The organism is Chelativorans salis (assembly GCF_025336525.1).
Lineage (GTDB): Bacteria > Pseudomonadota > Alphaproteobacteria > Rhizobiales > Rhizobiaceae > Chelativorans > Chelativorans salis.
This window is the reverse complement of sequence record NZ_JAOCZP010000001.1, coordinates 52,802-78,212: the sequence shown is the minus strand read 5'-3', so window position 1 is coordinate 78,212 and position 25,411 is coordinate 52,802. Positions and strand designations below refer to the sequence as shown.

Genomic DNA, 25,411 nt, shown 5'->3' with positions numbered 1-25,411 from the left:
ACAAGGAACGGGACATGTCGCAGAACTTCGAGCCACACGGAAAACATCTGATCGCCGGCGAGTGGGTTGGAGGCGAAAAAGCCTTTTCCTCCGATCCCGTCAGCGGGCCGTCCCACCAATTCTCCGTCGGCATGGCGGCGGACGTGGACCGCGCGGCCAAGGCAGCGGAAGAGGCCTTCTGGACCTACGGCTATTCGAGCCGCACTGAGCGCGCCGCCTTCCTGAACGCCATCGCCGACGAGATCGAGGCGCGGGCCGAGACGATCGCTGTCATCGCCAGCCAGGAGACCGGCTTGCCCGAGGCGCGCATCAACACCGAGCGCGGCCGCACCACCGGCCAGCTTCGTCTCTTCGCCAAGCACATCGAGAAGGGTGACTATCTCGACCGCCGCCATGACACGGCGAACCCCGAGCGCCAGCCGATGCCCAAGCCGGATCTGAAACTGATGCAGCTTCCAGTGGGGCCGGTGGGCGTGTTCGGCGCCTCGAACTTCCCGCTCGCCTTTTCCACAGCCGGCGGCGACACGGCCTCGGCTCTCGCGGCCGGCTGTCCGGTCATCGTCAAGGGGCATCAGGCTCACCCCGGCACCGGCGAAGTGGTGGCGGGAGCGATCGATGCGGCGATCAAGAAGACCGGCCAGCATCCCGGCGTCTTCTCGCTCATCCAGAGCAATGTCCGCGAGGCGGGCGAGGCGCTGGTGACCCATCCGTTGATCAAGGCCGTCGGCTTCACCGGCTCAGTGGGCGGCGGGCGCGCGCTCTTCAACCTGGCGGCAAACCGGCCGGAGCCCATCCCCTTCTATGGCGAGCTTGGCTCCGTTAATCCGGTCTTCCTTCTGCCGGCAGCCCTTTCGGCGCGCGGCGCCAAGATCGGTGAAGGCTGGGCCGGGTCGCTCACCATGGGCGTCGGTCAGTTCTGCACCAATCCTGGTGTGGCGATCGCGCTCGATGGCGCCGACGTCGACACGTTCGCCGGTGCAGCCCAGGCCGCCCTCGAAAAGGTACTGGAGCAGCCCATGCTGACGGCCGGAATCGCCGACGCCTATCGGCGGGGACGCGATCAGCTTTCCGGCCTCGGCTGCGCTAAGGCGCGGCTCGCCTCGAAGGCCGAGGGCCGCAACGCCGGTCCGGACCTGCTTGAGACCACCGGTGACGAATGGCTCGCCAATCCCGACCTTCACCATGAGGTGTTCGGCCCGTTCGGGCTGATCGTGCGCGTGAAGGACGAGGAGCAGATGCGCGAGGTCGCCCGCGGCGTCGAAGGCCAACTCACCTGCACACTGCAGATGGACGACGCCGACACCGAACTTGCCGCCTCGCTGATGCCGATCCTGCAGCGCAAGGCCGGGCGGCTGATCGCCAACGGCTTCCCGACCGGGGTCGAGGTGAGCGACGCGATGATGCATGGCGGGCCCTATCCGGCCAGCACCAACGCCTCCACCACGTCCGTGGGCACGCTCGCCATCCGCCGCTTCCTGCGTCCGGTGGCCTATCAGGACATGCCGGCGGCGCTGCTGCCGGTGGACCTCGCCCAGGCCTAAGCCGTCATGGCTGACACCCAAGCCTTCGCCGCCGCCATCGACTGGGGCACCACCAATATGCGGCTCTGGCTGTTGGACGGCGAGGGCGGGGTGCTGGCGGAGCGTTCGAGCGGGGAGGGCATGCGCGCCTGCATGCCCGACCGCTTCGAAAGCGTGATGGAGGCGCATCTGGCCGGACTCGGCGCCGCCCCGGACCTGCCGGTGGTGGTAGCCGGGATGGCCGGGGCTCGCGGCGGCTGGCGCGAAGCCGCCTATCTGGAAACCCCGGCAAGGCTCGATGCGCTGCATCTCAACGCCGTCTGCGTCGACGGAGCGGCGCGCGACGTGCGCATCCTGCCCGGCGTCTGCCAGCGCGAAAGGGGACGCAAGGACGTGATGCGCGGCGAGGAGACACAGCTTGCTGGCGCCGTGGCTGGTGGGCTGCGCTCGGGGCTCTTCTGCCTGCCCGGCACCCATTCCAAATGGGCGAAGCTGGAAGAGGGGCGACTGGTCAGCTTCACCACTTTCATGACAGGCGAGCTCTTCGCGCTTCTCAATCAGCATTCCATCCTCCGCGACACGCTCGGCGAAGGGGCGGGAGATGCGGCCTCTCCGGCGTTCCGCGACGCGGTGGACGAAATGTTGGCCGATGGCGCGGGGCTCACGGGAAAGCTCTTCTCGATCCGCGCCGCCGGGCTTCTTGCCGACGATGCAGCCCCCGATGCGAAGGCACGCCTGTCCGGCCTGCTGATCGGCGCGGAGATCGCTGCGGCGCGCCAGATGCTCGACAATGGAGCGACGGTCACGCTCATCGCCGGCGGCGCGCAGGGACAGGCCTATGAGGCCGCACTTGCCGCTGCCGACATCGCTTACCGCACGCTGGACGGCTCGGACCTCGTGCGCCAGGGCCTCTTCGGGACCGCAACGGCGCTATGGCCGGAAGGGAAAGCTATATGAACCGCATCATCTGGCCGAAGCTTCGTCGCGATCTCGTGGCCATACTGCGCGGACTGAAGCCCGAGGAGGCGTCGGCCGTCGTCGAGGCGCTTCTGGAGGCGGGGTTCGAGGCCATCGAGGTGCCGCTCAACTCGCCGGAACCCTTCCGTTCCATCGAACTGGCCCGCCGCTTGGCGCCGGAAAGCGTGCTGATCGGTGCCGGGACGGTGCTGACTGTGGAGGATGTCGACCGCCTGCACGAGGCCGGCGGCAACCTGCTCGTCAGCCCCAATGTCGAGCCTGCCGTCATCGCCCGCGCTGGCCAGCACGGCATGGCGACGATGCCCGGTGTCTTTTCGCCCACGGAGGCACTCGCGGCGGTCGCGGCCGGCGCCTCGGCGCTTAAGTTTTTCCCCGCCTCCGTGCTTGGCCCAGCTGGCATCAAGGCCGTCATGGCCGTGCTGCCCAAAGACGTGCCGGTGGGTGCGGTGGGAGGCGTGTCGGAAGGCGATTTCGCTGCCTATGCGGCAGCCGGCGTGCGCACCTTCGGCCTTGGCTCCAGCCTTTACCGCCCGGGCGCGAGCGCCGGTGAGGTGGCGGAGAAGGCGCGTGCGGCGGTGGCCGCTTACGATGCGGTGTTTGGCGGGTAGCTCCCTGTGGATTGAGGTCCGAAGAAGCCGAAGAGCCCCGATCTCTGTATGCGGTAGCCAACTCTAGTGAGTGGGCACCGGCGAAGTCCGGCAAATCGTCTGAAAGCCATCGCTTTGCCCTCAAGGCAGGGAGCGCCAAGTCCCGCTTCGCCCGCGGGGATTGACGCCGGCACGCCTTTGCGTCACAATTCTAAAACGTTTTAGAAGCCTCTGCGCGAAGCCTAAAACGTTTTGGCCAGGAACAAGGCCACGTCAGGGAGGAAGCATTTGCGCCGGAGGAGCACCCTGAAGGAAGTGGCGGCCGCGCTCGATTTGTCGGTCGCGACGGTGTCGCGTGCGCTGGGCGGCTATGAGGACATTGCCGTCGAGACACGCCGGCGCGTGGCGGAGAAGGCGCGTGAGCTTGGCTATGTGCCGAACATGGCCGGCCGTATGCTGGTTTCCGGCAGAAGTGGCTTTGTCGGGCTGGTGCTGCCCATCCGCGGACCGAACTTCGTCGATTCCTTCCTCGGCCAGTTCGTCACGGGTCTCGGCGAGGGGCTGGTGGCCAAGGGTGTGGATCTCATGATCGCCACCGCCTCGGCCGGCCAGTCGGAGCTCGACGTCTTGAAGCATCTCGTCCACTCCGGCCGCGCCGACGGCGTGGTGCTCACGCGTATCGCCGAAGAGGACGAGCGCGTGCGGTTCCTGATGGAGCGCCGCTTTCCCTTCGTCGTGCACGGGCGGCTTTCCGACGAGGAGGCGCCTTATAGCTGGCTCGACACCAGTGGTGAGGCGGCCTTTCGCCAGGCCTTCGAATGTCTTTACGGGCTCGGCCACCGGCATTTCGGGCTGGTGACCATCAGCGACCGCATGACCTTCCGCCGCCATCGTGAGGCCGGGCTGGAAGCGGCCATCGCCGAGGCGGCGGATCCTCAGGTGGAGCTCTGGGTCGCCCGCTCCCCACGCTTCGACGACGACAGCCATCGCGCCGCCATCCGCGAGATGCTGTCCGGCGAGGACCGGCCCACGGCGGTTATCGGTCTGTTCGACGAGCTGGCGCTGTTGGTCTTGCACGAGGCTCAAAGCATGGGTCTGGCGGTGCCGCAGGACCTGTCGGTGACCGGCTTCGACAATGTCCCGGCGGCGGGCTTTTCCCCGCCGGGACTCACCACCTTCGACCAGGCGACGCGCGAGAGCGGGCGCGAGATCGCCGGCATGCTGACCGCCCTTATCGAGGACGGGAAGGACGGGCCGCTTTCCAGCCTCAAGGTGCCGCGCTTCATCGAGCGCGGCAGCCATGGCCCGGCGCCGCAAAGCGGTCGCCCGCGCATCCGGCAAATCTAGAAAGGGAGAGAGAAAATGAGGAAAACCACAACGACTACGCTGGCAGCCGCGCTGCTCGCCGGCGGCGCCTTTGCCGCCACGGGAGGAAGCGCCCAGGCCGATATTCTGTTCTGGTCCACGCAGGCGGCTCCCGTGGAGGAGACCCAGGCCATGCGGGGGCAGGTGCTTTCCGGCTTCGAGGAGGCCGTCGATTACCAGGCGACGGACGATCGCGGGCCTTGGCTGACGCGCATCGAGGCGGAGCTTCAGGCCGGTTCCGGCACGATTGGCCTGCTCGGTGCACTGCATGGCGAGTTCGTCTCGCTTTCCGACGACCTCGTCGACCTCTCGGATATCGAGCTGGGTGATGTGACGGTGAACGCCACCTTCCAGCAGCTCGGCATGCTCGGCACGGGGGAGCAGAAATACCTTCCGTGGATGCAAGCGACCTACATCATGGCCGCCAACCGGCAGGCGCTCGACTATCTGCCGGAGGGCGCCGACATCAACGCGCTGACCTATGATGAGCTCATCGAGTGGGCGCGGGTGCTGGCCGAGGAGACCGGAGGGCCGAAATTCGGCTTCCCCGCCGGCCCGCAGGGGCTCAAGCACCGCTTCTTCCAGGGCTATCTCTATCCCTCCTACACGGATTCGGCGGTGACGGAGTTCCGTTCGCCGGAAGCCGAGGAAGCCTGGAACAAGTTCAAGGAGCTGTGGCAGTACACCAGCCCCAGTTCCACCAGCTATGGCTTCATGCAGGAGCCGCTTCTGACGGAGGAGGTGTGGGTCGCCTGGGACCATACGGCCAGGCTCGCCGACGCGTTCAACCAGCGGCCGGACGACTTCGTGGCCTTTCCCGCACCCGCCGGGCCTACCGGCCGCGGCTTCATGCCGGTGATCGCCGGCGTGGCCATTCCCAGGACCGCGCCCGATACGGAAGCAGCAAAGGCGCTCGCCGCCTACATGCTGAAGCCCGAGACGCAGGTTGCTACGCTCAGGGCCACAAATTTCTTCCCCGTCGTGGAAGTGGACCTGCCAGACGACATGCCCGCCTCCGTGCGCCTGTCGGGCCAGGCGATTGCCCGCATGGCGAACGCCGACGACGCCAATCCGAGCCTGCTTCCCGTTGGCCTCGGTGAATACAACGGCAAGTTCAACCAGGTCTTCGTCGATGCCTTCGAGCGCATCGTGCTAGCCGGCCAGGACGTGCGGCAGGTGCTCGACGAGCAGGGCGAGACGCTGCGCTCCGTCATGCAGGACTCAGGCGCACCCTGCTGGGCGCCGGACGAGCCGTCCGAGGGTGCCTGTCCGGTGGAGTGAGGTGAGAGACGCTCCGCCCGTCCTGGTTCGGGCGGGGCATAACCTCTCCAATCCGGTTGAGCCTGCCTGACTCACTCCGTCCCAGAGGAAGGACCAAGCCATGCAACAGCGCACACTCCCATACCTGCTGCTTCTGCCGGCCACGCTCTTCCTGTGCGTCTTCTTCATCTATCCCTTCCTGCTGGTCGCTTGGCAGGCCGTCTCGCAGGATGGCGCGCTGACGCTCGATCACTTCCGCACGATGGCCGGGCACTGGAAGTTTCCCACCGCCTTCTGGAACACCATGCTGCTGGCGCTGGCAGTGGTGCCGGTGCAGCTCGCGCTGGCGCTGTTCATGGCGACGCTGGTGACGCGCATGGGCAAAGGGCGCGACGTCATCCTCTACATCTGGACCATCCCGCTCGGTATTTCGGATCTCGCCGCCGGCATCATCTGGCTCGCCATCTTCGAGCAGACGGGATTCCTGAACAGCATGCTTTCGGGCCTCGGCGTCGTCGAGCAGCCCGTCGCCTGGCTCGGCTACCAGAACAAGGGCACGATCTTCCTCGCCGTCGTGCTGGCCGAGATCTGGCGCGCCACGGCGATCGTGCTCGTCATCCTCGTGGCCGGCATGGGGCTGATCCCGAAGGAATATTACGAGGCGGCGGAGGTTTTCGGCGCCAGCCCCTGGAAGCGCTTTACGCGCATTACCCTGCCGCTCCTGCGGCCCAGCATCCAAACGGCGCTCATCCTGCGCACGATCCTCGCCTTTGAAGTCTTCGCCGTGGTGATCGCGCTCGCCGGAACGAATTTCCCGGTGCTCATGGGTGAAACCTATCACTGGCAGTTCAACCTGCAGGACAGGCACGTGGCGGCGGCCTATGCGCTGGTGATCCTGGCTATCTCCATCGCCTTCACGCTCGTTTTCCTGCGCACGCTCAGGGTGCCGAGGGAGGCGCAGCCATGACTGCCGTGACCGCACGCGAGACCGCCGTGACCTCGGCCGATATCCGTAAGCGCGGGCGGCTGGTCTTTGTCGCGACGATCATCATTCTGTGTGCGTGGGTGCTGGCCCCCATCTATCTGCTGGCCATTAACGCGCTCTCCTCGCCCGAGCAGGTGAATGCCTTCCCGAAGAGCTTCGTGCCCGGCTTCGAGACCGATAGCATCGCCTTCTTCATGGGCTTTGCCGGCGTGGCGAGGGCGCTTTTCAATTCCGTCCTCGTGGCCGGCATCACCATGGCGCTTTCCATCGGCCTCGGCGCGCCGGCGGGCTATGCACTGTCGCGCTTCGACTTCCGCGGCAAGGACGCCTTTCGGATCATGGTGCTGATGACGCGTGCCTTCCCTCTACCGCTGCTCGCCCTGCCGCTCGCGGTGATGTTCATCCGAACGGGGCTCGATGATACCGCACTGGGGCTTGCGCTCGTCCACACGACGCTTGCGCTGCCCTTCGCGGTGCTCATCACCTTCTCGCTCTTTGCCGGCATTCCGGTGGAACTCGAGGAGGCGGCATGGACGCTCGGCTGCACGCGCCTCCAGGCCTTCTACAAGGTGGTCTTGCCGCTTGTCCTGCCGGGGATTGCCGCTTCGGCGGTCTTCGCCTTCGTGATTTCCTGGAACGAGGTCTTTGCCGCGGCGGTGCTGACTATCGAGAACCGCACGCTGACGGCGTTCCTCCTGCAGAACATCAACGTTTCGCCGATGCACCTCAAATTCGCCGGCGGAGCGGTGCTCGTCGTGCCAGCGCTGATCTTCATCTTCGCGGTGCGCAAATATCTCTTCGCGATGTGGGGCATCGCCAATCGTTAAGGAGACAGACCATGGCCGAAATCTCCATCAGAAACGTGGCCAAGCAGTTTGGCGACTTCACCGCGCTTCACTCGGTGGACCTCACCGTGGCTGATCAGGAATTCATGGTGCTCCTGGGGGCGTCCGGCTGCGGCAAGACCACGCTGCTACGCATCATCGCAGGGCTGGAGACACCATCGCGAGGCGAAGTGTGGATCGGCGGAAAGCGGGTCGACCACCTGCCGCCGCGCCAGCGCGGCATAGCCATGGTGTTCCAGAACTACGCTGTCTTCCCGCATCTCACCGTGTTCGAGAACATCGCCTTCGGCTTGAGGATGCAGAAGCTGCCGCGGGCGGAGGTCGACCGCCGCGTCACCCGCACGGCTGAACTCATGCATATCGGGCAGTTGCTCAAACGCTATTCCGGCCAGCTGTCGGGCGGCCAGCGTCAGCGCGTGGCGGTCGCCCGCGCGCTCGCCATGGAGCCGGATGTTATCCTGATGGATGAGCCTCTCTCCAACCTCGACGCGCTTCTGAGGCTGGAAATGCGTGCCGAGCTCAAGGGCGTGCTTGCCGAGAGCAAGACGACGACCATCTACGTCACCCACGACCAGGTGGAGGCGATGAGCCTTGCCGACCGCATCGCGGTTATGGACAAGGGCCGGATCGTCCAGGCCGAGCGCCCCATCGAGGTCTACAGAAACCCCGCCGCGCGCTTCGTCGGCTCCTTCATCGGCAACCCGCCGATGAATTTCCTCCCAGCAAAAAAGGGAGCCAACGGCTCGTGGCGCGTGGCGGGGGTCACTTTCGAAGGTCCAAGGGCCGAGCGCGAGGAAATCGCTTTCGCCATCCGGCCGGAGGACCTTTCCCCATCGGAGGGCGGCTTGCCCGCCGAGGTGCGCGTGGTCGAGCCGCTGGGACCGCATGTGCTGGTGACCTGTGACGTGGAGGGCCATCTTTTCCGTGCCGTGCTCGACAGCGATATCGTGCTGTCACGCGGCGACACTGTGAAGCTGGCGCCGACGCCGGACCGCATCCGCTGGTTCGACCCAGAAACGGAAAAATCCCTGCAACACCACCAGTAGAAGATTTCCATGAACCGAGAAGATCGTGCCAGCCTCGCCCGGCGGGCATCACAGATCCTGCGTGAGAACGACCGCGGCGCCTATACGGTGCCCACCAAGGGCCTTTATCCTTTCCAGTGGAACTGGGACTCCTGCCTGACCGCGCTCGGCTTCGCCGCATTTGACGAGGACCGTGCCTGGCGCGAGATGGAGACACTGTTTGCCCATCAATGGCCGGACGGCATGGTGCCGCATATCATCTTCCACCAAGACGATGACGGCTATTTTCCCGGCCCCGATGTCTGGCAGACGGGCCGCTCGGTGCCCACCTCCGGCATCACCCAACCGGCGGTGGCGGGCTTCGCCGCGCGGCGCATCTTCGAGCGGTCGAAGGACAAGGCGGCGAGCGCGGCGCGCGTCCGCTCACTGGTGCAGAAGATCGACCGCTGGCATGCATTCCTGTATTCCGCGCGCGACCCGCGAGGGGAGGGGCTGGTGGCGATTATCCACCCCTGGGAGTCGGGCCGCGACAATGCGATCGACTGGGATGAGCCGTTTCAGCGGGTGCCGAGCGAAGGCATCGCCCCCTACCGGCGGCGCGACGTCGACCATGCCGACCCCGCCCACCGGCCGACCAAGGAGCAGTATGACCGCTACCTCTGGCTGCTTGAGCACTTCCGCCGCCATGAATGGGACAACGAGGTGCTGCACGACCTGTCGCCGTTCCGCGTCGTCGATCCGGGCTTCAATGCCATCCTCATCCGCTCCTGCGCCGATCTCGCCGCACTTGCGGAAGAACTGGGGGCAAAGAAGGTCGCCAGCGCCAACCGTGCGCGCGCCAAGAAAGGGCTCAAGGCACTGGAGAGGCTGTGGAGCGAGAGGCATGGCCAGTATCTGTGCCTGGACCGGACGACCGAAAGCCTTATCGACAGCCCATCGGTGGGTGGGCTGATTGCCGTCTTCGCCGCTGTTTCCGAGGCACGCGCCGGCGCCATAGGCGCGCGTATCACGGAGATGGCCGAGCGCTGCTGCTATGTCGTGCCGAGCCACGACCCCGCCGATCCACGCTTCGACGCCAAGCGTTACTGGCGGGGCCCTGCGTGGCTGATCGTCAACTATCTGATCTCCGACGGCCTGGCGGCTGCCGGCATGGACGCGGTGGCGGAAACGATCCGCGCTTCCAGCCTGCAACTGATCGAAAAAGGCGGTTTCGCCGAATATTACGACCCGTTGACGGGCGAGCCCTGTGGCGGTGACCGGTTCACCTGGACGGCAGCGATGGTGCTGGAATTTTTGAGGGGCGGCGAGGCTCGGGAGTTGGCGCGGGCATAGCTCTTTTCCCTCCCCTTGCGGGGAGGGTACCGAGCGAAACGAGGCGGGTGGTCGTGACGCCTGCCGGCGTTTGAAGAATTGCGATGGATGACTGTCTGGGAGACGCTGGCACGCGGCCGCACGACCCCCACCCGACCAGCCGCCCAACGGCGGCTGCCCACCCTCCCCGCAAGGGGGAGGGAGGGCGCTTAGAACCCAAACAGCGCCGCCGGGCTGTCGACAAGCACCTTCCGATGATGCTCTGCCGGCACCCAGCCGAGCACCGTGTCGAGCAGCGCGGCGTCGTCCGGATAGTCCTCCGTCCGTTTGACGAGGTTGTGCGGCCAGTTGGTGCCCCAGACGATGCGCTCGACCGCATATGCCGCCATTTCCCGGGCGACGGCGGCGATATCCTCGAAGTCCGGCGGGCCGGAGCGGGAGGATTCGTAGCAGCCGGCGAACTTGAACCAGCAATTGCCGCGGTCAACGAGGTGTTTCAGGGCATCGATCTCGGGCGACTGTGGCGATACGCCGGAGAAGAACTTGCCATGATGGTCGATGATGTAGCGGCTTTCGAGGCGTTCGAGCCTCGGCAGATGCTCGAGAAGGTGGGTGCCGTCGAACTGCACGGCAAGGCACCAGCCGAAGGTCTTGGCCCGCCTGTCGACGGCTTCCAGCGCCTCCAGGCCGACCGCGCCGCCCGGCAAATCCATGATGCGCGCCCCGCGCACGCCGGCCGCATGCAGCGCCTGCATCTCCGCGTCCGACGTCTCGCCGGTGATGACGGCAACGCCACGCGCGGCCGGGCCCATCTCCTTGAGGCAGGCGACGAGGCATGAATTGTCGGCTTGGTGGGCGTTGCCCTGGGTGATGACCACGCGCTCGATGCCAAGCCATTCCATCACCTTGCGGTAGTCATCAGGCCCGGGGAGGCCTTCGGGCAGGTCCGGCCCGCCGGGAAGCGCGGGGAAGCCCGGCAGATACATGTGCATCTGCGTGTCGGTGGCGCCTGCCGGCATCGGCGTTCTGGGCTTTTCGCCCGAAAGCTTACGTTCGATCACCTCAGCCCTCTTTCAACGCGAATTCCTTGAGCGTGGCGCGCTCGATCTCAATGCCGAGGCCGGGGCCATCGGGTATGCGGACGACGCCGTTTTCGTGCTCCAGCGGTGTCTTCACCACCGCCTGGCGGAACGGGTTTTCCGTGCGGTCGAACTCCAGGATCGGCTGGATGGGTTCAGGCCGCGGCGGGTTTGGCGGAAGGGCGGCCATGAACTGCAGGCTGGCGGCGATCTGCACCGCCGTGCCCCACACATGAGGCACCAGCCGCACGCCATGGATTGCCGCGAGATCGGCGATGCGGCGCACCTCCGTGAAGCCGCCGGTGCCGCAGATGTCGGGCTGGATGATGTCGACGCAACGGCTTTCGATGGGCTCCAGCATGCCATAGCGGCCATGCCACGTCTCGCCGCCGGCGACGGGGATGGGCTGGCCGGCCCTGACGGCGCGGTAGGCGCTGAGCTGTTCGGGCAGCACCGGTTCCTCGAACCAGTCGATGCCATACTGGTCGGCCCGCTTACCAAGCTGAACCGCCTCAAGGGCGTCGTAGCCGTGGTTGGCGTCGATCATCAGCCGCAGGTCCGGCCCGATGGCCTCACGCACGGCGCGGATGACGCGAAGGTCCTCCTCCACGCCGAAACCGATCTTGATCTTGACGGCGTGGAAGCCTTCCTTGCGGTAGCCCGCTACTTCCGCGGCAACGCTTTCCACGCGGTCCATGCCCTCTGTGCGGAAGGAGCCGGTGGCGTAAGCGCGTACGCTCTCGCGGAAGCGGCCGCCGAGGAGCGTGGAAACGGGCACGCCGAAATGCTTGCCCTTGATGTCCCAGAGCGCGATGTCGATGCCCGAAAGCGCGGTGACGGTGAGACCTCTTTGCCCCTGATCGCGCAGGAGGTTGTAGAGTTCCAGCCAGATCTTTTCCGTCTCCAGAGGATCGCGGCCGATGAGTGCTGCCGTATAGGCGTTCACCACCGAGGCGTTGGGGAGTGCTGGGCCAAGGCACTCGCCCCAGCCCACGGTGCCGTCGTCGCAGACGATCTCGACGAGGCAGTGCTGCCGCCGGTCGAAGCGCATGGAGGCGCTTTCGAAGACGCGGTCGAGCTTATGCTCGAGGACGTGGGTGTGGACCTGCGTTATCTTCATGATTTATACGGCGCCACCAGCTTCTCGAGCATGGCAACCTCCTCCTCCGTCAGGTCCGTGAGCGGCGGGCGTACGGAGCCTGCGTCGAAGCCGACAATGCGCACGCCGGCCTTGATGGCCGAGACGGCATATCCCGGCGCACGGTCGCGGATCTTCATGAAGGGATAGAAGAATTCGTTGAGGATGCGCAGCGTCACGTCCTGCCTGCCGGCGCGCAACGCCGCGTAGAACTCCTGCGCCAGCGCCGGCACGAAGTTGAAGACGGCGGACGAATAGGTGGAGAAGCCGGCGCCGAGATAGGCTTCGGCAAAAAGTTCGGCCGTCGGCATGCCGCCGAGATAGATCAGCCGGTTGCCCATCTTCGCTGTGATCTGCCGCACCAGGCCGATGTCGCCCGAGCCGTCCTTGAAGCCGACGAGGTTGGGGCACTCCTCGCAAAGCCGCGCCAGCGCATCGGGCTTGAGGATGGCGTTGTTGCGGTTATAGACGATGACGCCGATGGAGACAGCCTCGCAAACCGCCTTCACGTGGTGGTAAAGCCCTTCCTGGCTGGCCTCGGTCAGATACTGCGGCAGAAGCAGGATGCCGTCGGCGCCCGCCGCCTCGGCGGCCTTGGCGATCTCAACGGCCACGCGTGTGCCGTAGCCGCAGCCTGAAACGATGGGCGTGTCGCCCGCAGCCGCCTTGGCCGCCTCGACGATGGCCGGCACCTCATCGGGCGCCAGCGAGAAGAACTCGCCCGTGCCGCCGGCGGCGAACAGCACGCTCGCCTTGAAGCCGGAGAGCCACGAAATGTGCTCCTGATAGGGCCGTTTGTTGAAATTGCCGTTTGCGTCGAAGGCGGTGACGGGAAATGACAAAAGGCCGGCCCCGAGCGCCGACTTCAGTTGAAGGGGGTCCATGATCCTGAGACTTCCTATTCTTGCAGGCTATAGTGCCGGATCATAGGAGTTATCATACATCTGTCAATGCATGTATGATGTATTGTGGAAAGGAAGGAGGAGAGGCTGCCAATTTTCTCCACGGGCGCGCGGGCGCGAAGAGCGCACCCTCCAGCCGCCTTCACCCCTCCGGCCTGAGCCGCGCCCGGTAGCGCTGCTGGCTCCCGATCAGGTGGACGCGCACAGCCTGGCGCGCCGCCTCCTCGTCGCGCAGGGAGATCGCCTCGGCGATGCGCTTGTGCTCTTCCTGAATCTTCAGGAGATAGTCCTTCGGCGTTGCCGCGTCGGCATCCGGCTGCAGCATTGCGCGGGGGATAGCGCTGATGCCCAGCAGTTCCAGGAACTCGCGGAAACGTGGATTGTTGGTGGCATCGGCAATTGCCAAGTGGAAGGCCATGTCGGCGTTGCGCGTCGGCTGGCCCTCGGCAATCAGCGCGTCGATATCGTCGTAGCGCTCCATAATCGCCTCTTCCTGTGCCGGCGAGCGACGGGCGGCGGCAAGGGCGGCCGCTTCCATCTCCACTGCCGCGCGCAGTTCCAGGATCTCGATGATGGAGGAAATCCGCGCCATGTCCGGCTGCGGGAAAGGCGAGCCACCGGCCGGCCGGTTGTTGCGCACGAACACGCCCGCACCCTGCCGCGCCTCCACCATATTGTCATAGCGCAGTGCGGCGATCGCCTCGCGCACCACCGTGCGGCTCACCGAGTATTGCTGTGTCAACTCCGCTTCGCTCGGCAGCTTGTCGCCGATCGCAAGCTCGCCCTCGACGATGCGGCGGCGCAGGTCGTCGCTGACCATGCCGACAAGGCTGACGCGGCCCTCGCGCTTCTCCCCCGGCCGCGCCCCGCGCGGATGTCTAAGGGCGTCATCGGCCATCCCAAGCTCCCTTCCATACCGCAGCATGATTGCACATGCGGCCACGCTCATGTCAACGCGCCGCCGAGGCTTGTCTGATCCATGTTGACGTGGCGGCGAAAGACATATTATAAAAATCGAAGGATATATGACAACTATCCTTTTTGGGAGGAAAAACAATGAACGCCAAGACTGCAATCCGTGCCGCCGCGTTGGCCGGCACCGCTCTACTAGCTTTCGCCGGCACCGCCGCCGCGGTGGACTGGCGCGGCTGGAACATCCATCCGGAAGGCTATCCCAACACCGTCGCGATGAAGCAGTTCGCCGATGAGGTGACGGAGAAGACGGACGGCCGTGTCACCGCAACCGTCTATGACAGCGCGGTGCTGGGCGACCAGCCAGATGCGATCGAGCAGACGCGCAACGGCGCGCTCGATTTCGGCAACTTCAACTTGGGCCCGATGGGGCCGATCATCCCCGTCACCAACGTCGTCTCGCTGCCCTTCCTGTTCAAGGACGTTCAGCACATGTACCGCGTGATGGACGGCGAGATCGGAGCCCAGTTTTCCGAGGGCATGGAAGAGTATGGCTTGGTGTCGCTGGCCTGGTACGATTCAGGCTCGCGCAGCTTCTACAATGCCAAGCGTCCCATCGCGAATCCGGAGGACGTGAAAGGGCTCAAAATCCGGGTCATGAACAACGATCTCTACGTCGGAATGGTTGGTGAGCTTGGCGGTAACGCCACGCCCATGGCCTTCGGTGAGGTCTACCAGTCGTTGAAGACGGGGGTGATCGACGGCGCGGAGAACAATTACGCCTCGTTCGATTCGACGGGTCACTACGAGGTGGCGCGTTACTACTCCATCACCGATCACTTGATCATTCCCGAATGCGTCTGCATCGCCAAGTCGAGCTGGGATGCCTTGTCGCCGGAGGATCAAGAGATCGTCCGCCAGGCGGCAATCAGGTCGGCCGAAACGCAGCGCAAGCTGTTCACCGAGCAGGTCATGGCCAGCCGGAGTGAGGTCGAGGAAGCCGGCGTGACCATCAACGAGGTCGAGGACAAGGCGGCTTTCCAGAAGGCGATGGAGCCGATCTATGCCGCGTTCATCGAGGAGAACCCCGACCTTGAGCCGATGATCAAGGCGATCAAGGAAACCGAATAGGTCGAGAAGCGCTGTCGGCGCCGCAGGCGCCGACATTTCGGCCTCCAGCGGAGACAGGTGATGCAGGATGATCAGGGGCAGCCCGGCCACGCGGCGGGCGAGGCGGATGCGGTCGAGCGATTTCTGGACGCGACTTCCGAACTCTGCCTCCGCGTGGCCGGCGTGCTTCTGGTCATCCTCATCGTGATCTTCGGCTGGCTGGTCTACGGCCGCTACATCCTCAACAATACTCCCACCTGGGTTGAGCAGGCGGCGCTTGTGATCGTCGCCTATGTGACCTTTCTCGGGGCGGCGGTCGGTATCCGCCGCAACACGCATCTCAGTATCGACTTCGTGCGTGAAGCGATGCCGGAGCTGCCGCGCAGGGTGATGGAGGTAATTTCCGATGTGGCGCTCATCGCCTTCGGCGCCTTCATGGCGTGGCAGGGATGGCATCTCGTCGCCACGAATCTCAACCGAAAGATACCGCTTCTGGGCCTCTCGGAAAGCTGGCGTGCCGCGCCGCTCGTCGTCTGCGGCGTTCTGATGGTTCTCTTCGTCTCCACTGGCCTCTACCGCCGCCTTCGCGCATTGGGCCGTTAGCAAAAGGTCTGCCCCTATGGGTCTGGCACTACTCTTCGGCCTCTTCTTCGGCCTGATGATCGCCGGCGTGCCGGTGGCCTTCGCACTTGGCATCGCCACCGTCGCCGGCTTCCTCTATGAGGGCCTGCCGCTTTTCGTGGCCTTCCAGCGCATTCTCTCCGGTATCTCGGTCTTCTCGCTTCTCGCGATCCCTTTCTTTATCTTTGCCGGTGAGCTGATGATGCAGGGGGGCATCGCGACAAGGCTCGTGCGTCTCGCCGCGGCGGCCGTTGGCTCGGTGCGCGGCGGGCTGGGCGTCGTCAACGTGGCCTCCTCGATGCTCTTCGGGGGCATTTCCGGCTCGGCTGTGGCCGACACCTCGGCACTTGGCTCTATCCTGATTCCGGTTATGAAGGAAAAGGGCTATGATCCTGATTATAATGTGAATGTGACGGTCACTTCCTCCATTGCAGGTATCGTCATTCCGCCCAGCCACAACATGATCCTGTTCGCCGTGGCGGCAGGCGGTGTCTCTGTCTCCAAGCTCTTCATCGCCGGTATCATTCCCGGCATCTTGATGTGTGTGTGCCTTGGCCTTGCCGCTTATCTGGTGGCCGTCAAACGTGGCTACGGAGGGGAGGCGTTCCCGGGCTGGGCGGTGCTGGCGACGAGCTTCGTCGTCGCGCTTCCCGGCCTCTTCACCGCCGTCATCATCGTCGGCGGCGTGCTCTCCGGCATCATGACGGTGACGGAGTCAGGCGCTTTCGGCGCCATCTACGCGATTGCGGTGACGACGCTGGTCTACCGCGAGCTGACGTGGGAGAACTTCAAGGTGGCGGTGCTCAGGTCGGTTGTCACCACCTCGCTGGTGATGATCCTGGTCGGCTGTGCCTCCGCTTTCGCCTATCTCCTGGCGCTCTACCGCGTGCCGGACCTGCTTGCCGGCGCGGTTACCGTCGTCTCCGATAACCCGCTCGTCATCCTGCTCATGCTCAACCTCATCCTTTTGGCGCTGGGCATGATCATGGACATGGCGGCGCTGATACTCATTTGCACGCCGATCTTCTTGCCGGTGGCTGCCTCCATCGGGGTTGACCCGGTGCAGTTCGGCATCATCATGCTGATGAACCTTGGGCTGGGGCTGTGCACCCCGCCGGTCGGGGCGTGCCTGTTCGTCGGCTGCGTCGTCGGTGGGGTGAAGATACAGGACGCGGTGAAGACGATTTGGCCGTTCTATCTGGCCATCCTCGTCGCGCTGCTTTTGACGACGTATATTCCGGCCATATCGATGACACTGCCCAATCTTCTCCAATAGGCCAATCTGTTCCAATGAGAGTTCCCATGCTGAAACGACTTCTCCTCACCGGTGCCGGCGGCGGGCTGGGCAAGATGGCCCGCCAGAGGCTTGGCCATCTCGCCGAGACGCTGCGCGTTTCCGACATCGCCGACATCGGCCCCGCCGGGCCGAACGAGGAATGCGTCCAGTGCGACCTTGGCGATGCCAGGGCCGTGGAACTCCTGGTGGAGGGATGCGACGGCATTGTGCATCTGGGCGGCCAGTCGGTTGAGGACAAGTTCTCGGTCATCGCCAACGCCAACATCCACGGCGTCTTCCACCTCTACGAGGCCGCCCGCAAGAAGGGCTGCAAGCGCATCTTCTTTGCCAGTTCCAACCATGTGATCGGGCTTTACACCCAGGACCAGCACCTCGACCATACGGCGCCGCCGCGGCCTGATACGCTCTACGGCGTTTCCAAGCACTTCGCCGAGGGGCTGGCGCAGATGTACCACCATCGCTTCGGCATCGAGACGGCGCTCGTGCGCATCGGCTCGTGCTTCCCGAAGCCTGTCGACCGGCGCATGCTGGCCACGTGGCTGAGCCCCGACGACTTCGTCTCCCTGGTCGAGCGGGTCTTCGCCGTGCCGCGGCTCGGGTGTCCGGTCATCTACGGCGTCTCAGACAATGACGATTGCTGGTGGGACAACAGCCATGTCAGCTATCTCGGCTGGCGGCCGAAGGACAACTCGGCCGTCTACCGCGACGAGGTCTACGCCAAGGCGCCGCCGCCGGCCAAGGACGCGCCGGAGGCCTATTATCAAGGCGGCCTCTTCGTGGTGGAGCCAATCCGCGAAGAGTAGCGGATCGCCGAGGGTCCATTCCGGCGCCGGCACGGCCTCCTACACCTTCATACGGGGCATGGCCGGCGATAATGTCGACTACAAGGACGTGGAGATCGGAGGCATGCGATGAAGCCGTTCGACCTTTCGGGCCGCCGCGCCCTGGTGACAGGCGCCAATACGGGCATCGGCCAGGGGATCGCCGAGGCGCTCGCCTGGGCGGGCGCACACGTGGTCTGCGCCGGCCGGTCCGCCATGGACGAAACCGTAGAGCGCATTCATTCGGCCGGCGGCAGCGCCGAACCGTTGGCGCTCGATCTTGCCGATCCGAAGGCGGCCGCACGGACCGTCGAGGAGGTGGCAGGGCAGGGGCTCGACATCCTCGTCAACAATGCCGGCATCATCCGCCGTGCCGATGCGGTGGATTTCGCGGAAGCCGACTGGGACGAGGTGATCGACGTCAACCTCAAGTCCGCCTTCCTCCTGTCGCAGGCCTTCGGGCGGGCCGCCCTCGCGCACGGGACGGGCGGGCGCATCGTCAACGTTGCCTCGGTGCTCTCTTTCCAGGGCGGCATCCGCGTCGCCTCCTACACCGCCTCCAAGCACGGCATCGTCGGCCTCACGCGGCTTCTCGCCTGTGAATGGGCGGCCAAGGGGATCAACGTCAACGCCATCGCGCCAGGCTACATCGCAACCTCCAACACCAAGGCCCTGCGCGAAGACAAGGAACGATACGAGGCGATCGTGGAACGCATACCGGCCGGGCGCTGGGGCGAGCCCTCAGACATCGGCGGCGCGGCGGTGTTCTTGGCATCGGACGCGGCGGCCTATGTGCATGGCGCTGTGCTGCCGGTGGATGGAGGGTGGCTGGCGCGGTGAGATGAAGAGCGGCACCCGCGTCATTCCGGAAGCCGGAGCGGTAGCGGAAGCTGTCCGAGGTGACGGGCGGTCATGAATACGCTTCGCTATAGGTAGCGCGCTCTACGCCTCCACCCTCTCCACCAGCGGATAGATGACCTGTCCGTCCTCCTCCCCGCGAGGGAACTTGCCGTCCTGGCCCTCCTTCACGGCGAGCTTGTAACCGGCGGGGCTGGTGCCGATGTGGCGTTTGAACATACGTGAGAAGTAGTAGACGTCGGAATAGCCGACGAGGGCGGCCGTCTCACTCACCGTGTTGCCGCTGGCAAGCAGGTTCATTGCCCGCTCCATGCGCTTGAACTCCTGGAATTTCCGCGGTGTCCAGCCGATCTGCCGGCGGAACTCGCGCTTGAAATAGTCCGGATTGTAGGGGGCCTCGGCAACCACCCGCTCGGCGATGTCCTCGTCCAGCGGATCGGCTGTGATGCGCGTTGCCGCCAGCATGATGCCGAGCGAGATGCCATCGGCGTTTCCCACGGCGCTGACGGGCTGCGCGTTCCAGGCGATGAAGGCATCCTCCAGGAACTCGATGAGGATGAACATGAAGAGGTGATGCTGGAGAAGCGTCGTCGAGGATGCCGGCGCGATGTCGTGGTAGTAGCGCACCACCGGTTCGAGCAGCGGCCAGCGCGAGAAACGCACTGCCCGGTCGATGCGCATCTGTGCGATGAGGTCGTGCTTGCCGAAGAGGTCGAGCGTGAAGTGCTGGGCGACGCCCGTATAGGCTTCGCCTGAAGCGTGCCAGCCGACGAAGCGGCTGCCTGCCGGGATCAGCATCGCATCGCCGGGCGTCAGCGTATAGGCGCTGTCGTCGACCATGTAGCTGCCGCTGCCGGTGAGGCAGATGACAAGGTCGTGGACGCTGTTCGACTTGTCCACGCGCCAGGTGCGCGAGTGCTGCATCTTGATGGCCGAGCGGGTCAGGGTGAGCTTAAGAGCGTTCTCCGGGATGCCCGCCAGCACACCGCCTTCGATTTTGTCCATCCTTTTTTCCAGATTTGTCAATTTCAAACCGGCTTCCACAGCAGGATACTGGCTTCAATCATCGCGGCAAGCGCGAAAAATACGTCATTCTGGGAGGAATCGACGGCGTCGAGGACGGGGTTCGGCCTACCGACCCCGGATGACGGCATCGTCGCGTGCTATCGACATGCATGATTTCGCAGATAGAAGAAGCGTCGCCGCGACCCATTCCGGTCGGACCCCGATTGGCGGGATGCGCTGATGGGCGGCGACAGCAGGTATCTCGGCCTGGCCTACGTCGCTCCTTATGTCGCCGGGCTCCTGATCTTCACGGCAATCCCCTTCGTCGCGTCCTTCTATCTGAGCTTCACCGACTATAACCTGATGCGGTCGCCGCAGTGGTCGGGGCTGGATAACTATACCCAGCTCTTCACCCGCGACAGGACCTTCCGCAAGTCGCTCTCGGTGACACTTCTCTACGTGTTCATGACGGTGCCGCTGAAGCTCGTCTTCGCGCTCTTCATCGCCTACATCCTGAACTACCGTCTGAAATTCATCAACTTCTTCCGTACCGCCTATTATGTGCCGTCGATCCTCGGCGGATCGATCGCGGTGGCGGTGCTGTGGCGCTACATCTTCGCCGATTCCGGGCTGGTGAACATGGCGATCACCGCCTTCGGCGGCGAGCCGGTGAACTGGTTCGGCGATCCGAGCAATGCCCTCTTCACCATCACGCTTTTGCGCCTGTGGCAGTTCGGTTCGGCGATGGTGATCTTCCTGGCGGCCCTCCAGAGCATCGATAAGACGCTCTACGAGGCCGCCGCGATCGACGGCGCCGGCAAGTGGCACACCTTCGTCTACATCACCCTGCCGCTGATCACGCCGGTCATCTTCTTCAACCTCATCATGCAGATGGTCCAGGCCTTCCAGGAGTTCAACGGCCCCTATGTCATCACCGAGGGCGGGCCGCTGAAATCGACCTACCTTCTGCCCCTCTACATCTATGAAGAAGCCTTCAAGAAGTTCGACATGGGCTATGCCTCGGCGATTGCCTGGGTGCTGTTCGCCATCATCATGGTGCTGACGCTGATCGCCTTCTGGTCGTCGCGGCACTGGGTCTATTACGCCGGCGACAAGCGGAGCTGACGATGGCAGAGCAGATCACCGTCCGCACCACCCCCGAGCTCGAATCCGCGCGTACATTGGCCGAAGGCCGCCGCATGCACGCCATCTCGTCGGCTGTCCGCTATGCGCTGCTGGCGGGGGTGGGCTTCCTCATGCTCTATCCGCTCGTCTGGCTGATCGGCGCTTCCTTCAAGACCAACACGGAGATATTCGCCAATCCCGGCTTCATCCCGTCGGAGCCGACGCTGAACGGCTATATCCAGGGCTGGAAGACCTCCACGCCCTACACCTTCGCCACCTTCTTCTGGAACACTTTCCTCATCATCCTGCCGAAGACCATCGGCACCGCCATCTCCTGCGCGGCGGTGGCCTACGGTTTCGCGCGCTTCGAGTTTCCGGGTAAGCGCATCCTCTTCGCCACGCTGATCGCCACGCTGCTCCTGCCCAACGTGGTCACCCGCATTCCGCAATATCTGCTCTTCCGCGACCTCGGCTGGCTCGACACGTTCCTGCCGCTGTGGGTGCCTTCGGCTTTTGCGGGCGATGCCTTCTTCGTCTTTATGCTGATCCAGTTCCTGCGCGCCATCCCGCGCGACATGGAGGAGGCGGCCCGCGTCGACGGCGCCAACACGCTGCAGACGCTGATCTATATCGTTGTGCCCATGCTGGCGCCGGCGCTGATCTCGGTGTGCCTGTTCCAGTTCATGTGGACGATGAACGATTTCCTGGGGCCGCTCATCTATCTCTCCTCGGTCGACAAATATCCCGTCTCGCTGGCTCTGAAGCTGTCGATCGACACCACCGAAGCGTTCCAGTGGAACCGCATCCTGGCGATGTCCGTGCTGGCGCTGGTGCCCGCGCTGACCGTGTTCTTCCTGGCCCAGAAGTACTTCATCGAAGGGATCTCCACCGGTGGAGTGAAAGGTTAAGTCATGGCCCGCCTGCAGATCAGGAACCTCGAAAAGGTCTACGCCAATTCCTTCAAGGCCGTACACGGCATCAGCCTCGACGTCGATGACGGCGAGTTCATGGTGCTGGTCGGTCCGTCCGGTTGCGCCAAGTCGACGACGCTCAGGATGATCGCCGGGCTGGAGACCATCACCGGCGGCGAGATCCGCATCGGCGACAGGATCGTCAACAATCTGGCGCCGGGCCAGCGCGGCGTGTCAATGGTGTTCCAGAACTACGCGCTCTACCCGCACATGAAGGTGCGCAGCAATCTGGCCTTCGGCCTGAAATTAAAGCGCCGGCCGAAGCCGGAGATCGAGGATGCCACCAAGGCGGTGGCGAACACCCTCGAGATCGATCCGCTGCTCGACCGGTTGCCGAAGCAGCTTTCGGGCGGCCAGGCGCAGCGGGTGGCCGTGGGAAGGGCGCTTATCAAGAAGCCCGACGTCTTCCTGTTCGACGAGCCTCTGTCCAACCTCGACGCCAAGCTGCGCGCCTCCATGCGCGTGCGCATCACCGATCTGCACAAGCGCCTGAAGCGCGAGGGGCAGTCCTCGACGGTCGTCTACGTCACCCACGACCAGACCGAGGCCATGACCATGGGTGACCGTATCTGCGTGATGAAGGACGGCTGCATCATGCAGGTGGCGGACCCCGTCACGCTCTACAACCGGCCTGAGAACGCCTTCGTGGCCGGCTTCATCGGCAGCCCGGAAATGAACCTGATGGAGGGTACGCTCGCCGTGAACGGCGGCATTAGGGTGCGTCTGGCCGATCAGGTGCTCACCTTCGGCGAAGATGTCGGCGGCCGCCTTGATGTGACCGGAGGCGAAGTGCTTCTCGGCGTCAGGCCGCAGCATCTGCGCATTGCGGCAAGCGACGAGGAGAATGCTTTGGAGGGCCACGTCTCGCATGTCGAGTTCATGGGCCACGAGGTCTATCTCTACGTCGACATCGCCGACATCCGTCTCGTCGTCGTTGTGCCCTCCGAGCAGTACCACCCCGAAGATATCCGCGACGACCGTATCCGGCTTATCCCTCGCAAGACGGCTGTCCACATCTTCGACCGAGAGACGGGGAGGAACGTCAGTCTCTCGGCGAATGCCTGAACCCGCAAGAAACCTGGGAGGATGAAATGAGAAAGACAACGACAGCATTGGCCGTGATCATGGCCGTCGGCGCCGGTTCCGCTTCGGCGGCGGACCTGCGCATGTCCTGGTGGGGCGGCGATAGCCGCCATGTGGCGACGCAGGAGGCCCTGAAAGCCTGCGGCGAGAAGCACGGCCACACGATCAAGCCCGAATTCACCGGCTGGACCGGCCATCAGGAGAAGGTGGCAACGCAGCTTGCCGGCGGCACCGAAGCCGACATCATGCAGATCAACTGGCCCTGGCTGCCGCTCTTCTCGCTCGAAGGCGACGGCTTCGCGGACCTGAACGAGTATTCCGACACCATCGACCTCAGCCAGTGGTCGCAGGCTCAGCTTGATAGCGCCACCGTGAACGGAAAGCTGAACGGCCTGCCGGTCTCCACGACGGGCCGCGTGTTCTTCTTTAACAAAGCCACCTTTGAAGAGGCGGGTCTTCCGCTGCCCGCCACGTGGGATGAACTGATAGAGGCCGCCGCCGTCTTCAAGGAGAAGCTGGGGCCGGACTACTATCCCTTCGACGCGCAAGGCGGGAATGACGGTCTGGGCGCCATCCTGAACGTCTCGCTGGTGACAACGCAGATGACGGGCAAGGACCTGGTCGATCCCGCGACCAACACCGTCGCCTGGACGGCGGAGGAACTGCAAAAGGGCATCGAGTTCAACCAGAACCTTGCGGACAAGGGGGGCATCCGCGACTGGAAGACAGTTGCGGGTGGCGGCAACGTGGACTTGTTCGAGCTGCCCGCCTGGTCGGAGGGCAAGATTGCCGGCTCCTATGAATGGGATTCGACCTATGGGAAGTTCAACGATCCCATCGAGAACGGCGAGCTCGTGCCCGTGGGGCTCCTGACGGTGGAGGATGCCGTGACGGAGGGTGTGTACCGGAAGCCGTCCATGCTCTTCTCCATCTCCAAGAACAGCGAGAACCCGGAGGCTGCCGCCCAGATCGTCAACTGCCTTTTGAACGAGTCCGAGGGCATCGAAGCGCTTGGCGATACACGCGGCATACCGGCAAGCCGGATCGCGGCCGAGACGCTCGCCGAAGGCGGCGCCATCAACCCGCGGCTGCTGGAAGCGCACAAGCTCGTCATCGAGGCCGAGGGTCCGACAGTCTCTCCTTTCAACGAGCACCCCGAGGTGCGCGAGATATTCAAAGATGCGCTGGAGGAGTTCGCTTACGGCAATATCTCCGCAGCCGATGCCGCGACTGAGATCGTCGACGGCGTAAACGGCGTTCTGGCCAAGTTCTGATGATCACCGCGGCGGCGGGTTTTCCGCCGCCGCTCCCTACCGAAATTCTTTTTCGAATGGCACCGATGACCCCGGACCATCCCGTTCTCCCTGCGCCCGTTTTTCCTCCTTTCGGTGTGCCTTGCCGCGCCTCGGCGAGGTGCGGGGAGAGCTTGGAGCATCCGGGGAGGGCGGGGGGAGTGGCCGCGGCATGATGGCATATTTCGACACTTATGCCGCGGCCTACTCGCCTTACAAGGGCGGCGCCTGGTGCTACGAAGACGGCTGCGTCTATCGTGGGCTCGCCCTTCTGCACGCTGCGACGGGCGAGGAGCGGTGGCTCGCGCACCTAGCGCGCCTGGTGGATGCGCAGGTTTCACCCGAGGGAGGACTGGCGGGCTATTCCGTCGACGAATTCAACATCGATCACGTGCTCTCCGGCAGGGCGCTAATCTATCTCTACGGCCTAAGCGGCGAGGAGAAGTACGCCGCCGCCGCCAGGCTCCTCGCCCGGCAGCTTGGCGGACATCCGCGAACCGAGTCGGGCGTCTATTGGCATAAGAAGATCTATCCTTGGCAGATCTGGCTTGATGGACTCTACATGGGACTGCCCTTCCAGATTGAGTTCGCCCGTATGACGGGCGACGAGACCCTTATCTACGATGCGCTTTTCCAGTTGCAGGTCGCGCTCTCGCTTACCCACGAGGCGAGGACGGGTCTCTATGCCCATGGCTATGATGAAAGCCGCAAGCAGCAGTGGGCCGACCCGCGCACCGGCCGCTCGCCCGCCCACTGGGCGCGCGCCCTGGGTTGGCTCGCCATGGCGCTGGTCGATATCATCGAGCTGATCGGGCCGGAGCACGCCGGCGAGATGGGCATTGCCGAGGAGGCTGCCGCGCTGCTTGAGCGCATCGCCGCCTTCCGCACCGCCGAGGCGATGTGGCTGCAGGTGATCGACCGGCCCGACCTTGTCGGCAACTACGCGGAGACCTCCGCCACGGCCATGCTGACATACGCCCTCATCAAGGCCGGCAGGCTGGGGCTGCACGACGGTGCTGCCGCGCTCGGCCGGGAAAGCCTTCTGGCGCTGACACAGCGGGCGCTGGAAAGATCCGAGGACGGCGTTGTCCGCCTCGGCGGTATCTGCCGCGTAGCCGGCCTCGGCGGCTATTCCGGCGTCTACCGCGACGGCACCGCCGGCTACTATCTAACAGAGCCAGTGGTGGCCGACGACCCCAAGGGGGTGGGGCCCCTGATGATGGCCAAGGCGGAAGCGATCCGCGGTACTGCCATGCCGGAGGTCATGCGCCCTTTGCGTTCCCACGCCTGATGGTCTCCGGCCCGCAAAGTCGACAGAGCA

General features: G+C 64.6%; 24 protein-coding genes. 19 read left to right on the top strand and 5 right to left on the bottom strand.

Going from position 1 to position 25,411, the window contains the following annotated elements; translation table 11 throughout:
- The first annotated feature begins 14 nt into the window (after nt 1-14).
- The 9 genes from N5A92_RS00410 to N5A92_RS00370 all read left to right on the top strand — a co-directional run bounded on the left by N5A92_RS00410 (nt 15) and on the right by N5A92_RS00370 (nt 9,897).
- Nucleotides 15-1,541: an aldehyde dehydrogenase (NADP(+)) gene (locus N5A92_RS00410; RefSeq protein ID WP_260899830.1), complete on the top strand. Its 1,527-nt coding sequence runs from the start codon at nt 15-17 to the stop codon at nt 1,539-1,541.
- A 6-nt stretch (nt 1,542-1,547) separates the two neighbouring features.
- Nucleotides 1,548-2,477, top strand: coding sequence for a 2-dehydro-3-deoxygalactonokinase (locus N5A92_RS00405; RefSeq protein ID WP_260899829.1), 930 nt, complete (start codon nt 1,548-1,550; stop codon nt 2,475-2,477).
- Nucleotides 2,474-3,106 (top strand): 2-dehydro-3-deoxy-6-phosphogalactonate aldolase, encoded by a 633-nt coding sequence (locus N5A92_RS00400; RefSeq protein WP_260899828.1) that lies wholly within the window; start codon nt 2,474-2,476, stop codon nt 3,104-3,106. Before N5A92_RS00405 ends, N5A92_RS00400 begins: the two co-directional genes overlap by 4 nt.
- A 267-nt stretch (nt 3,107-3,373) precedes the next feature.
- Nucleotides 3,374-4,432, top strand: a complete 1,059-nt coding sequence (locus tag N5A92_RS00395) for a LacI family DNA-binding transcriptional regulator (protein WP_260899827.1) — start codon at nt 3,374-3,376, stop codon at nt 4,430-4,432.
- Between the two features lie 15 nt (nt 4,433-4,447).
- Nucleotides 4,448-5,731, top strand: coding sequence for an ABC transporter substrate-binding protein (locus N5A92_RS00390; protein ID WP_260899826.1), 1,284 nt, complete (start codon nt 4,448-4,450; stop codon nt 5,729-5,731).
- A 100-nt stretch (nt 5,732-5,831) separates the two neighbouring features.
- Nucleotides 5,832-6,677: a carbohydrate ABC transporter permease gene (locus tag N5A92_RS00385; protein WP_260899825.1), complete on the top strand. Its 846-nt coding sequence runs from the start codon at nt 5,832-5,834 to the stop codon at nt 6,675-6,677.
- Nucleotides 6,674-7,522, top strand: coding sequence for a carbohydrate ABC transporter permease (locus tag N5A92_RS00380; RefSeq protein WP_260899824.1), 849 nt, complete (start codon nt 6,674-6,676; stop codon nt 7,520-7,522). The genes N5A92_RS00385 and N5A92_RS00380 overlap by 4 nt, the downstream gene beginning before the upstream one ends.
- Nucleotides 7,523-7,533: 11 nt before the next feature.
- A complete protein-coding gene (locus tag N5A92_RS00375; protein WP_260899823.1) occupies nt 7,534-8,586 on the top strand; it encodes an ABC transporter ATP-binding protein in 1,053 nt (350 codons plus the stop codon).
- 9 nt (nt 8,587-8,595) lie between these two features.
- Nucleotides 8,596-9,897, top strand: a complete 1,302-nt coding sequence (locus tag N5A92_RS00370; protein WP_260899822.1) for an amylo-alpha-1,6-glucosidase — start codon at nt 8,596-8,598, stop codon at nt 9,895-9,897.
- Nucleotides 9,898-10,085: 188 nt separating this feature from the next.
- Here the strand turns inward: N5A92_RS00370 and N5A92_RS00365 are convergent, their stop codons facing one another.
- The 4 genes from N5A92_RS00365 to N5A92_RS00350 form a co-directional block, all read right to left on the bottom strand.
- The gene (locus tag N5A92_RS00365; RefSeq protein WP_313958370.1) at nt 10,086-10,937 is read right to left on the bottom strand and encodes an amidohydrolase family protein; all 852 of its coding nucleotides are present in this window, start codon (nt 10,935-10,937) and stop codon (nt 10,086-10,088) included.
- A 1-nt stretch (nt 10,938) separates the two neighbouring features.
- On the bottom strand, nt 10,939-12,075 hold the full coding sequence (locus N5A92_RS00360; protein WP_260899821.1) for a mandelate racemase/muconate lactonizing enzyme family protein: 1,137 nt from the start codon (nt 12,073-12,075) through the stop codon (nt 10,939-10,941).
- Nucleotides 12,072-12,977, bottom strand: a complete 906-nt coding sequence (gene kdgD, locus N5A92_RS00355; RefSeq protein WP_260899820.1) for a 5-dehydro-4-deoxyglucarate dehydratase — start codon at nt 12,975-12,977, stop codon at nt 12,072-12,074. The genes N5A92_RS00360 and kdgD overlap by 4 nt, the downstream gene beginning before the upstream one ends.
- A 160-nt stretch (nt 12,978-13,137) precedes the next feature.
- The gene (locus N5A92_RS00350) at nt 13,138-13,893 is read right to left on the bottom strand and encodes a FadR/GntR family transcriptional regulator (RefSeq protein WP_260899819.1); all 756 of its coding nucleotides are present in this window, start codon (nt 13,891-13,893) and stop codon (nt 13,138-13,140) included.
- A gap of 158 nt (nt 13,894-14,051) precedes the next feature.
- On the opposite strand from N5A92_RS00350, the gene N5A92_RS00345 reads away from it, so the two are divergent.
- The 5 genes from N5A92_RS00345 to kduD all read left to right on the top strand — a co-directional run bounded on the left by N5A92_RS00345 (nt 14,052) and on the right by kduD (nt 18,596).
- Nucleotides 14,052-15,038, top strand: coding sequence for a TRAP transporter substrate-binding protein (locus N5A92_RS00345; RefSeq protein WP_260899818.1), 987 nt, complete (start codon nt 14,052-14,054; stop codon nt 15,036-15,038).
- A 60-nt stretch (nt 15,039-15,098) separates the two neighbouring features.
- The gene (locus N5A92_RS00340; RefSeq protein WP_260899817.1) at nt 15,099-15,620 is read left to right on the top strand and encodes a TRAP transporter small permease; all 522 of its coding nucleotides are present in this window, start codon (nt 15,099-15,101) and stop codon (nt 15,618-15,620) included.
- Between the two features lie 16 nt (nt 15,621-15,636).
- A complete protein-coding gene (locus N5A92_RS00335) occupies nt 15,637-16,914 on the top strand; it encodes a TRAP transporter large permease (RefSeq protein WP_260899816.1) in 1,278 nt (425 codons plus the stop codon).
- A 26-nt stretch (nt 16,915-16,940) separates the two neighbouring features.
- Nucleotides 16,941-17,738: an NAD-dependent epimerase/dehydratase family protein gene (locus N5A92_RS00330; RefSeq protein ID WP_260899815.1), complete on the top strand. Its 798-nt coding sequence runs from the start codon at nt 16,941-16,943 to the stop codon at nt 17,736-17,738.
- Nucleotides 17,739-17,846: 108 nt separating this feature from the next.
- Entirely contained in the window at nt 17,847-18,596 is a 750-nt protein-coding gene (gene kduD / locus N5A92_RS00320; protein WP_260899814.1) for a 2-dehydro-3-deoxy-D-gluconate 5-dehydrogenase KduD, read from the top strand.
- A gap of 102 nt (nt 18,597-18,698) precedes the next feature.
- On the opposite strand, the gene N5A92_RS00315 is transcribed toward kduD, so the two are convergent.
- Nucleotides 18,699-19,619, bottom strand: a complete 921-nt coding sequence (locus tag N5A92_RS00315; RefSeq protein ID WP_260899813.1) for an AraC family transcriptional regulator — start codon at nt 19,617-19,619, stop codon at nt 18,699-18,701.
- 240 nt (nt 19,620-19,859) lie between these two features.
- Between N5A92_RS00315 and N5A92_RS00310 the strand changes: the two genes are divergently transcribed.
- The 5 genes from N5A92_RS00310 to N5A92_RS00290 all read left to right on the top strand — a co-directional run bounded on the left by N5A92_RS00310 (nt 19,860) and on the right by N5A92_RS00290 (nt 25,381).
- Nucleotides 19,860-20,744, top strand: coding sequence for a carbohydrate ABC transporter permease (locus N5A92_RS00310; RefSeq protein ID WP_260899812.1), 885 nt, complete (start codon nt 19,860-19,862; stop codon nt 20,742-20,744).
- Between the two features lie 74 nt (nt 20,745-20,818).
- Nucleotides 20,819-21,652: a carbohydrate ABC transporter permease gene (locus N5A92_RS00305; protein ID WP_425248531.1), complete on the top strand. Its 834-nt coding sequence runs from the start codon at nt 20,819-20,821 to the stop codon at nt 21,650-21,652.
- A gap of 3 nt (nt 21,653-21,655) precedes the next feature.
- Entirely contained in the window at nt 21,656-22,780 is a 1,125-nt protein-coding gene (locus N5A92_RS00300) for an ABC transporter ATP-binding protein (RefSeq protein WP_260899810.1), read from the top strand.
- Nucleotides 22,781-22,806: 26 nt separating this feature from the next.
- Nucleotides 22,807-24,072: an ABC transporter substrate-binding protein gene (locus tag N5A92_RS00295; RefSeq protein WP_260899809.1), complete on the top strand. Its 1,266-nt coding sequence runs from the start codon at nt 22,807-22,809 to the stop codon at nt 24,070-24,072.
- 190 nt (nt 24,073-24,262) lie between these two features.
- The gene (locus tag N5A92_RS00290; RefSeq protein ID WP_260899808.1) at nt 24,263-25,381 is read left to right on the top strand and encodes a glycoside hydrolase family 88/105 protein; all 1,119 of its coding nucleotides are present in this window, start codon (nt 24,263-24,265) and stop codon (nt 25,379-25,381) included.
- Nucleotides 25,382-25,411 lie beyond the last annotated feature (30 nt).

What these genes read in the sequence shown, in the direction of transcription:
- N5A92_RS00290 (WP_260899808.1), top strand. Translation starts at nt 24,263, where the DNA reads ATGATGGCATATTTCGACACTTATGCCGCGGCCTACTCGCCTTACAAG.
- N5A92_RS00335 (WP_260899816.1), top strand. Translation starts at nt 15,637, where the DNA reads ATGGGTCTGGCACTACTCTTCGGCCTCTTCTTCGGCCTGATGATCGCC.
- N5A92_RS00390 (WP_260899826.1), top strand. Translation starts at nt 4,448, where the DNA reads ATGAGGAAAACCACAACGACTACGCTGGCAGCCGCGCTGCTCGCCGGC.
- N5A92_RS00295 (WP_260899809.1), top strand. Translation starts at nt 22,807, where the DNA reads ATGAGAAAGACAACGACAGCATTGGCCGTGATCATGGCCGTCGGCGCC.
- N5A92_RS00350 (WP_260899819.1), bottom strand. Translation starts at nt 13,893, where the DNA reads ATGGCCGATGACGCCCTTAGACATCCGCGCGGGGCGCGGCCGGGGGAG.
- N5A92_RS00370 (WP_260899822.1), top strand. Translation starts at nt 8,596, where the DNA reads ATGAACCGAGAAGATCGTGCCAGCCTCGCCCGGCGGGCATCACAGATC.
- N5A92_RS00410 (WP_260899830.1), top strand. Translation starts at nt 15, where the DNA reads ATGTCGCAGAACTTCGAGCCACACGGAAAACATCTGATCGCCGGCGAG.
- N5A92_RS00345 (WP_260899818.1), top strand. Translation starts at nt 14,052, where the DNA reads ATGAACGCCAAGACTGCAATCCGTGCCGCCGCGTTGGCCGGCACCGCT.
- N5A92_RS00400 (WP_260899828.1), top strand. Translation starts at nt 2,474, where the DNA reads ATGAACCGCATCATCTGGCCGAAGCTTCGTCGCGATCTCGTGGCCATA.
- N5A92_RS00340 (WP_260899817.1), top strand. Translation starts at nt 15,099, where the DNA reads ATGCAGGATGATCAGGGGCAGCCCGGCCACGCGGCGGGCGAGGCGGAT.
- N5A92_RS00305 (WP_425248531.1), top strand. Translation starts at nt 20,819, where the DNA reads ATGCACGCCATCTCGTCGGCTGTCCGCTATGCGCTGCTGGCGGGGGTG.
- N5A92_RS00315 (WP_260899813.1), bottom strand. Translation starts at nt 19,619, where the DNA reads ATGGACAAAATCGAAGGCGGTGTGCTGGCGGGCATCCCGGAGAACGCT.
- N5A92_RS00375 (WP_260899823.1), top strand. Translation starts at nt 7,534, where the DNA reads ATGGCCGAAATCTCCATCAGAAACGTGGCCAAGCAGTTTGGCGACTTC.
- N5A92_RS00380 (WP_260899824.1), top strand. Translation starts at nt 6,674, where the DNA reads ATGACTGCCGTGACCGCACGCGAGACCGCCGTGACCTCGGCCGATATC.
- kdgD (WP_260899820.1), bottom strand. Translation starts at nt 12,977, where the DNA reads ATGGACCCCCTTCAACTGAAGTCGGCGCTCGGGGCCGGCCTTTTGTCA.
- N5A92_RS00310 (WP_260899812.1), top strand. Translation starts at nt 19,860, where the DNA reads ATGGGCGGCGACAGCAGGTATCTCGGCCTGGCCTACGTCGCTCCTTAT.
- N5A92_RS00405 (WP_260899829.1), top strand. Translation starts at nt 1,548, where the DNA reads ATGGCTGACACCCAAGCCTTCGCCGCCGCCATCGACTGGGGCACCACC.
- N5A92_RS00360 (WP_260899821.1), bottom strand. Translation starts at nt 12,075, where the DNA reads ATGAAGATAACGCAGGTCCACACCCACGTCCTCGAGCATAAGCTCGAC.
- kduD (WP_260899814.1), top strand. Translation starts at nt 17,847, where the DNA reads ATGAAGCCGTTCGACCTTTCGGGCCGCCGCGCCCTGGTGACAGGCGCC.
- N5A92_RS00300 (WP_260899810.1), top strand. Translation starts at nt 21,656, where the DNA reads ATGGCCCGCCTGCAGATCAGGAACCTCGAAAAGGTCTACGCCAATTCC.
- N5A92_RS00330 (WP_260899815.1), top strand. Translation starts at nt 16,941, where the DNA reads ATGCTGAAACGACTTCTCCTCACCGGTGCCGGCGGCGGGCTGGGCAAG.
- N5A92_RS00385 (WP_260899825.1), top strand. Translation starts at nt 5,832, where the DNA reads ATGCAACAGCGCACACTCCCATACCTGCTGCTTCTGCCGGCCACGCTC.